This window comes from Bacteroidetes bacterium SB0662_bin_6 (assembly GCA_009839485.1).
In the GTDB taxonomy this organism is placed as follows: domain Bacteria; phylum Bacteroidota; class Rhodothermia; order Rhodothermales; family VXPQ01; genus VXPQ01.
Map to the genome: position 1 here is coordinate 121,225 of VXPQ01000018.1, position 7,446 is coordinate 128,670.

Here is a 7,446-nt window from a genome sequence, read left to right on the forward strand (position 1 = left end):
ATACGACAGGATGTTCCGGCGCGTCTCCTTTCCGGAGGGGCGGTTCCGCGCATGCCTGGCGCGCTGGTTGTTCTGAGCCTTGTGCTGCTGCCCGGGATTGTTGGCACGGCCCGTGCCCAGGGCGTCATCGACCGGAATCACGTGCCGGGCACGGAGCGCGTCGATCCCTTCGAGCGCCGCCGCGACAACATCGACGCCAACAACGTCCGGGCCACCATTACCAACTGGGCGCAGTCGGGCCAGTCCGGAAGTCCGGGCGATTTCTGGTACGAGTGGCCCAAGAACACGGGCCGGCGCTACGTGGCGCTTACCCAGTTGTGGGTGGGGGCCGAGGTCGAGGACGAAAACAACGACACGCTGTGGGTCGTGAACGTGGCGGATTTCCGCAGCAATCCCGTCAACGACAACATTTCGTGGACCTTCGAGCCGATCAAGGGATACGTGAATCCGGCGGGAGCGGAGTACGGCATCGCCCAGTCGGACGAGCCGACTTCCTGGCCGGACGCCTGGCCGGACAAACTCGGCGACGTCCAGGACCCGGGATGGAGCTTTTCGTGGAACGGCTTTTTCGGCAAGAATGTGTTCAACGCCGATCAGGAATTTTTCTACAAGATCGGCGACGACCAGTACGACCGGTATCCCACGTATTTCCCCGACTCGACCGATTTCAGCCGCCGGGGCATGGGCCTCGTCGCCGAAGTGCGGGTGCTGGCGTGGAGCCAGATTCTCATCCAGGATGTGGTCTTTTTCATCCACGGGGCGAAGAACGACGGTACGCGCGACCTCCGAAAGGCGGGCATGTCCATATGGCTGGCGGACTGCGTGGGCGGCGATTGCAGCGACGACATTCCCTATTTCGATCTCCTCGAGGACGTCGCCTTCATGACGGACCTTGACGGGATAGGCAACGAGTTTTTCGGGGCGGATCCGGTGGGGGTCGCCACCTTCGCCTTTCTGGAATCCCCCGGCAACGCCGAGGACCGCATCGACAACGACGGCGACGGCTCCACGTCCGAAGACTGCGATCCTTTGATCGGCGAATGCAACAGCCCGGTGATTCCCGGTTCCTTTCTGCAGGGCGAGAATCCCACCAATGCGCTGGACGACAACGGCAACGGGCTGATCGACGAGAACCAGACGCATGTGCCGTTCATCACGGCCAGCGGCATCCCGCAGACAGGGGTAGGCTATGCGGATTATATCGACAACGACGGGGACGGAGAAGCGGGCAGCCCGGTGGTCACCGCAGAGATGGCGGCGCTTGCTACGACCGATCACTGGCGAAGATGGCCGCCCGTGCTTGCCACCGATCAGGATGTGACGGTCCACCTTGTGGGCGTGGAAGAGGACGATGTGGGCCGCGCGTTCAAGGACGGGATCGACAACAACGATACGTATCTCGAAGAGGGCAACTATCTCGCCGAACCCGGATCGCCCACGGTCACGCAGGACATGGTGAATGCCGCCGCGTCCGATAGCTACCGGCGGTACCGCGTGCCCGGCACGGATATCGTGCTGTACGACGTAGGTTCTGAAGATATCGGCAAGGCCTATGCGGACGGCCTCGACAATGACGGCGACGGCGCCACGGACGAGGGCATCGACGAGGAAATCGACGAAATGATCGACGAAAGCCGCGCCGACGGGATAGACAACGACAAGGACTGGAACCGTTTCCTCAACGACACCGGGCTGGACGGCGTGCCGTTCAACGGCGATCCCGGCGATAACGACGGCGTGCCCACCTCGGGCGCCGGCACGGGTTTCCCCGGCGAGCGCAACATCGACGTGACGGACATTTCCGAATCGGACCAGATCGGCATCACGAACGTGCGCATTTTCGGGGCCGGGACCCTCGGAATCGGCAGTTCCTCCGATCGTTTCCTGTTCCGCCGCTTTATGCTGCCGGGCAATTTCGATACGGAACTTCCCGATCCCGGCGACACCGACATCACCGTGTCCAGCGGCATTTTCCCGCTCAAGGCCGGCCAGACCGAGCGCATTTCGCTGGCGGTCGTGATGGGGGGTACGCAGGAAGAGGCGCTCCAGTCGAGAGATTATGCTCTGCAGGCCTACCACGAGGATTACCAGTTTGCCCAGGCGCCCATTACGCCCAAGCTGCGCGCCGTGCCCGGCGACGGCAAGGTGACCCTCTACTGGGATTCGATTTCAGAGCAGTCGTACGATCAGTTCCTTGCGGGCCTTGGGCGTGATCCGAACGACTTCGAGGGCTATCGCATCTATCGTTCGACGGACCCCGCCTTCCTCGATCCGCAGATCATTACCGACGGCTTCGGCAACCGGCTCCTGCGCAAGCCGATCGCGCAATTCGATCTCATCAACGGGTTCGAGGGATTCCACCCTGTGGATATCAACGGCATCCAGTTCTACCTCGGGGACAACAGAGTGAGTCCGGGCGAGGGGAGTAACGGGCTGGCCCACCTTTTCGTGGACGAGGACGTTACGAACGGCATCACGTACTTCTACGCCGTAACGGCCTACGACTTCGGTTCCGCGCAGGATAACATTCCGCCCACCGAGACCCCCATTCGCATCCAGCGGCTCGCGGACGGTTCCATCCGGACAGGCCCCAACGTGGTGGAAATCACGCCCTCGGCGCCGGTGGCCGGCTATGTGGATCCCACGCTCGGTGAACTGGAGCGCGTGGCGGGCACGACCAGCAGCCGCATTCTCTACGAGATTGTCGATCCGATTTCCATTGCCGACGGGCACCGGTTCCGCATTGTGTTCGAGGACACGCTCGTCTCCGGCGGACGCTTCAGTCCCGACACCCTGACGACCAGAAACTTCTCGCTCGTGGACGTTACGGAAAACGACACGCTGCTCAAGCGTTCCACAGCGTTCCGCGCAGGCCGGGAATTCCCCCTGCTTGCCGACAACGGCGATCCCATCGGGTTTTCCCTGGCGTTTTTCCCCGAGCCGTTCATTGTGCTCAACAAGGTGGAAACAGCCTGGAACAGCGAAGATATTTATCCCATATCGCTGGATCCGCATTCGTCGGCGGGGTTCGTGCGCGGGTTGCGCAATCCGTTCGATTACCGGGTGAAGGTGGTGGGGCCGGGGCAGGGCCAGTCTATCGAAATGCAGGTGACCCGGCGGCTTACGCTGCCCGCCCGCCCGACCAACGTGGAAGTATACCGCCTGCTTCCGGACGGCACCGAAGTACCGATAGAATATGCTTTCTGGGATATCACAGGGGATGATTTCGTCTCGTCCCTTTCGACCGAGCCGGCCTCCTGGACCGCCAATCCGGACATAGGGGAGAGCGACTTTATCGTGCTCCGGGAGACCAAGGTGGGCGATGACGGCGGCGATCCTGTGATTACCTGGCGCATCGGGCTGAATTTCGTGTTCAGGGACAACCGCGATCCCCAGGAAGGCGATGTGGTGACGATCATTACGCGGAAGCCGTTTCTCGCCACCGATGCATTCGAATTCACCGCGACCGGGCCCAAGGCGGACCTCGACGCGGCCCGCGAGATGCTGGAGGCTATCCGTGTCGTGCCGAACCCCTATGTGGCGACGAACCAGTTCGAGGGGCTCAATCCGTTCAGTACGGGCCGCGGCCCCCGCGTCATCAAGTTTATCCACCTGCCCCCGCAGGCCACCGTCCGGATATATACCGTGAGCGGACGCCTCATACGCACCCTCCAGCTTTCCGAGGGGAGCAACGAGGGGCTCACACCCACCGCCCTGCTTGACGGCACGCTGGACTGGAATCTGGAAAGCGAAGAGGGACTATCCGTCTCGTACGGGGTGTATTTGTATCATGTGGAAGCGCCCGGCGTCGGCGAGCGGACCGGCACGTTCGCGATCATCAAGTGATCAGGATATGAAGGGGAAAAAGAACATAGCGTTTCTGGTTCTTGCGGCGTTTCTCCTGCCGGTATCTTCCGCATTCGCGCAGCAGGGATTCGACAGCCAGACCCGCACCGTGAGCAAGCGGGGCACTACGGCCGCCGACTTCCTCGGTATTCCTGTGGGCGCCCGCGCCACGGCTCTTGGCGGCGCTATCACGGCCGCCGTTTCCGATCCCATAGCGATCTACTGGAATCCCGCCGGGATCGCCGGCATCGAGGATGTGAGCTTCACCGGCGAATACGCCAACTGGCTCGCCTCCATTGACCTCAACTTCCTTGCGGTGGTGATTCCCAGCCGGTTCGGGGTGCTTGGCGTCGGCATTACCTCCATGCGCACGCCGGAGATGGAAGTGACGACCGTGGCCATGCAGGACGGCACCGGCGAAACGTTCGATGCTTCCTCCTATGCCGCGGCCCTCACGTACGCCCGCGCGCTCACGGACCGCTTCTCCATCGGCGGCTCCGTCAAGTTGATCCAGGAGCGCATCTGGAATTCGTCCTCCGGCGGCCTGGCCTTCGATGTCGGCACGCAATTCGAGACGCCCTTCCGGGGGGTCCGTCTCGGGGCTTCCATCAGCAACTTCGGCACGAAACTGCAAATAGGAGGGGACGACCTGCTTGCCCGCGTGGATGTGGATCCCAACAACCGGGGCAACAACGAAAGCAACCGCGCCCTGCTCAAGACCGACCGCTTCGATCTGCCGCTCATCATGCGCATCGGGTTGTCCGGCGAGGTGTTCCAGCGCGGCGGCAACCGCCTCACGCTTTCCATCGACGCGCTCAATCCCAACAACAGCGAGCAATACCTGAATGCCGGCGCGGAGATCGGCTTGCTCGGGGACCTGATCATGTTCCGGGGCGGGTACAGCGAACTGCTGCTGGAAAACAGCCTGCGTTCCTTCACGGTCGGCGGCGGACTGCGTTACGAGTTCGCTCCCATCCACCTGGGGGTCGACTACGCGTTCGAGCAGAACGAATACTTCAACGCCGTCAACCGCTTCACGGTGACGATGCGGTTCTGAGGATCGTACGCTTCCTGCATGACGGCGGGCTGACAGGTTTCAGTTGCGGCAAGGCGAGTTGTCGTTCGCGGTTACCCTCAAGTTCTTCCAGGCTCGCACCATCAAGCAATTTCACCCCCTCCACCGGCCCTCCATCGTTTTTTTATTTGCATATCCCGTTATGAAATTGTAAAATCTCCCCGCTGTACTTTTCGGGAAGCGTCGTGCGCGGCCCTTCTCCTTTATCATATTCACGTGATCATTCCCTCAGCACACAAGATTATGCGACTCTTTACGACGACGAAAGCGCGGCTCGCAAGCGGCTTCGCGCTTTTTCTTATGCTCGCTTTTGCCGCCGGCTTCGGCGCGCAGGATGCGCTTGCGCAGCGTACCGTTACGCTGCACCTGAACACGGCTTCGGCCCCGGACACGCTCACCACCATGCACGGCATCCAGGTCCGGGGGTCGCTCACGGATGCCAATGGCCATATTAACGGTCCGGACACGCTACCCGACGGCAACGTCATCGACTGGAACAACGACACCACGCTTCGCCCCATGAATATGGGGGGCGATTACTGGTATGTTTCCTTCCAGCTTCCGAACGAAAACGGCCTCGAGTTCAAGTTCGCCTATCCCAACCTGGTCCCGGAGATGGAGGGCGATGTCTGGGAAGACGGTCAGAACAACCACGTCATTGAGGCAGGTACGGACGATGTCGAGATGACGCTCCACTTTTTCAACAAGAGCGGGGGCGACTTGGACTACGACTGGCGGCCCTATGAGCCGGCGGGCACGGACAGCATTGCGGTCTGGTTCCGCGTTTTTGCGTACACCGATGGGAGTGTCACCGCCGGATACGACCGTGCCGACGCCGCGCAGACCGCTGAGGTCCGGGGCGATGATCAAACGGGCGGTCCGCTTACCTGGAACGCCATGACGGGCGTGAAACTCGCCAAAGAGAGCGACGACGACACGCAGCCGGGCTACGATCTGTATTCGGGCGTGGGCTATTTCCCGGCTTCCGCGGCAGGCACGGAGCAGCTATACAAGTTCGTCGTAGGAGCGAACGGCTGGGAACCTGACATCGATGGCGGCAACCGGACATTCGTCATTCCGGAGGCGGACACCACCCTGCACTGGGTGTATTTCGGCAATACCGATCCGATCACGAGTGCGCTCGTCGAGGGCTCCGTCATCTTCGCGGTGGACACCAAGCCGCTGGAAGACATCAACGTATTCGATCTGGCTCGAGGGGATTCCCTCGAGGTGCGGGGCGATTTTAATGGCTGGAATTGCGGCGACCCGACCCTGTGCCAGCTCCTGCGCGTGCCCGGCTCGACGACCTTCGAAAATCCGGTCGTGCTTACGCTGATTTCCGGCGCCGAGTTGAGCTACAAGTTCTACATCAATTTCCACGATGCGAACTTCGAAAATGCGTTCGGCGTGACTACGGAATCGCAGGGCGGAGGCTTCGGTTGGGAAGAACCCATCACCCGGACCGGCGCGAACCGGCTGTTCACGTTCGCAGGCACCGCAGATCAGGAACTTGACCCGCCCGTGCAGTACTTCAACGACATTGCGGACGCGAACATCATTCCTCCCGGTACTTCCGTGGAGCTCACGATGAGCGTGGACATGACCTCGGCGGTGGATCCCGTAACGGCCGATCCGTTCGTTGCCGGACGGGACTCTGTCGTGGTCAGCTTCAACGACGCGATCTGGCGGTTCACCATGAACCTTCCCCGCACCGACGAGGATGGCTGGCGGAACGACGGCCGGCTGTATCTGCTCGATCCCGACGGAGACAATGTCTACACCGCGACCGTAACGATCGGGGGCGTCACCCGCAATGACATTGCGCTCGGCACGTACAGCGGCCTCCAGTACAAGTACCAGTACATCAACCCGGACGCCGCGACGGAGAGCAGCGAGCAGGGCGGCGGCTTCGGCGACCTGGGCCGGAACCGGGTCCGGTACATCGTGCCGAACGCCGACGGGTCCTGGCCCGCCTCGTTTACGTTCGATACGGACATGTACCAGGAAGAGGGACTGCTTCCGTTCGAGGAGAACCCCGCGACCGTTACGTCCGTGGAGCCGGTGGGCGCCGAACTGCCCACGCAGGTGACGCTCGGGGCGAACTACCCGAATCCGTTCAACCCCGTCACCACGTTCGAGTACGCCATCGACCAGGCGGTCCATGTGACGCTCAAGGTGTATGACACGCTGGGACGCGAAGTGGCCACGCTCGTGGACGGCGTCCAGCAGGCGGCGAACTATCAGGTGCGGTTCGACGGGACCGGGCTGGCGAGCGGCATGTATCTGTACCGCCTCGAAACGCCCGGCCAGATGTTGACGCGGCGCATGATCCTGATGAAGTAACCCTACCGAGTTACGCGCACATCTCACAGATGTGACCCGGCGCGGGTGGTGCGGTCAGGTTGCCTAACGGCAGCCTCCGCGTCATCCGCGTTTCGGGTTTTTGGACCTTCCTGCGCGTTCCTGCGTGTTTCTCCATGCCTTTGCCCTGATCCGCCAGGCCCGCCCGCTGCCCCCGCTTCGTC

3 protein-coding genes are annotated in these 7,446 nt (G+C 61.9%); all 3 read left to right on the forward strand.

The window, feature by feature from the left end; genetic code table 11:
- The first annotated feature begins 51 nt into the window (after window positions 1-51).
- The 3 genes from F4Y00_02905 to F4Y00_02915 all read left to right on the forward strand — a co-directional run bounded on the left by F4Y00_02905 (window position 52) and on the right by F4Y00_02915 (window position 7,264).
- Window positions 52-3,846, forward strand: coding sequence for a hypothetical protein (locus F4Y00_02905; protein MYE03910.1), 3,795 nt, complete (start codon window positions 52-54; stop codon window positions 3,844-3,846).
- Between the two features lie 7 nt (window positions 3,847-3,853).
- Window positions 3,854-4,903 (forward strand): PorV/PorQ family protein, encoded by a 1,050-nt coding sequence (locus F4Y00_02910; protein ID MYE03911.1) that lies wholly within the window; start codon window positions 3,854-3,856, stop codon window positions 4,901-4,903.
- A 261-nt stretch (window positions 4,904-5,164) separates the two neighbouring features.
- On the forward strand, window positions 5,165-7,264 hold the full coding sequence (locus F4Y00_02915) for a T9SS type A sorting domain-containing protein (protein MYE03912.1): 2,100 nt from the start codon (window positions 5,165-5,167) through the stop codon (window positions 7,262-7,264).
- The last annotated feature ends 182 nt before the right edge of the window (window positions 7,265-7,446 follow it).

What these genes read in the sequence shown, in the direction of transcription:
- F4Y00_02905 (MYE03910.1), top strand. Translation starts at nt 52, where the DNA reads ATGCCTGGCGCGCTGGTTGTTCTGAGCCTTGTGCTGCTGCCCGGGATT.
- F4Y00_02910 (MYE03911.1), top strand. Translation starts at nt 3,854, where the DNA reads ATGAAGGGGAAAAAGAACATAGCGTTTCTGGTTCTTGCGGCGTTTCTC.
- F4Y00_02915 (MYE03912.1), top strand. Translation starts at nt 5,165, where the DNA reads ATGCGACTCTTTACGACGACGAAAGCGCGGCTCGCAAGCGGCTTCGCG.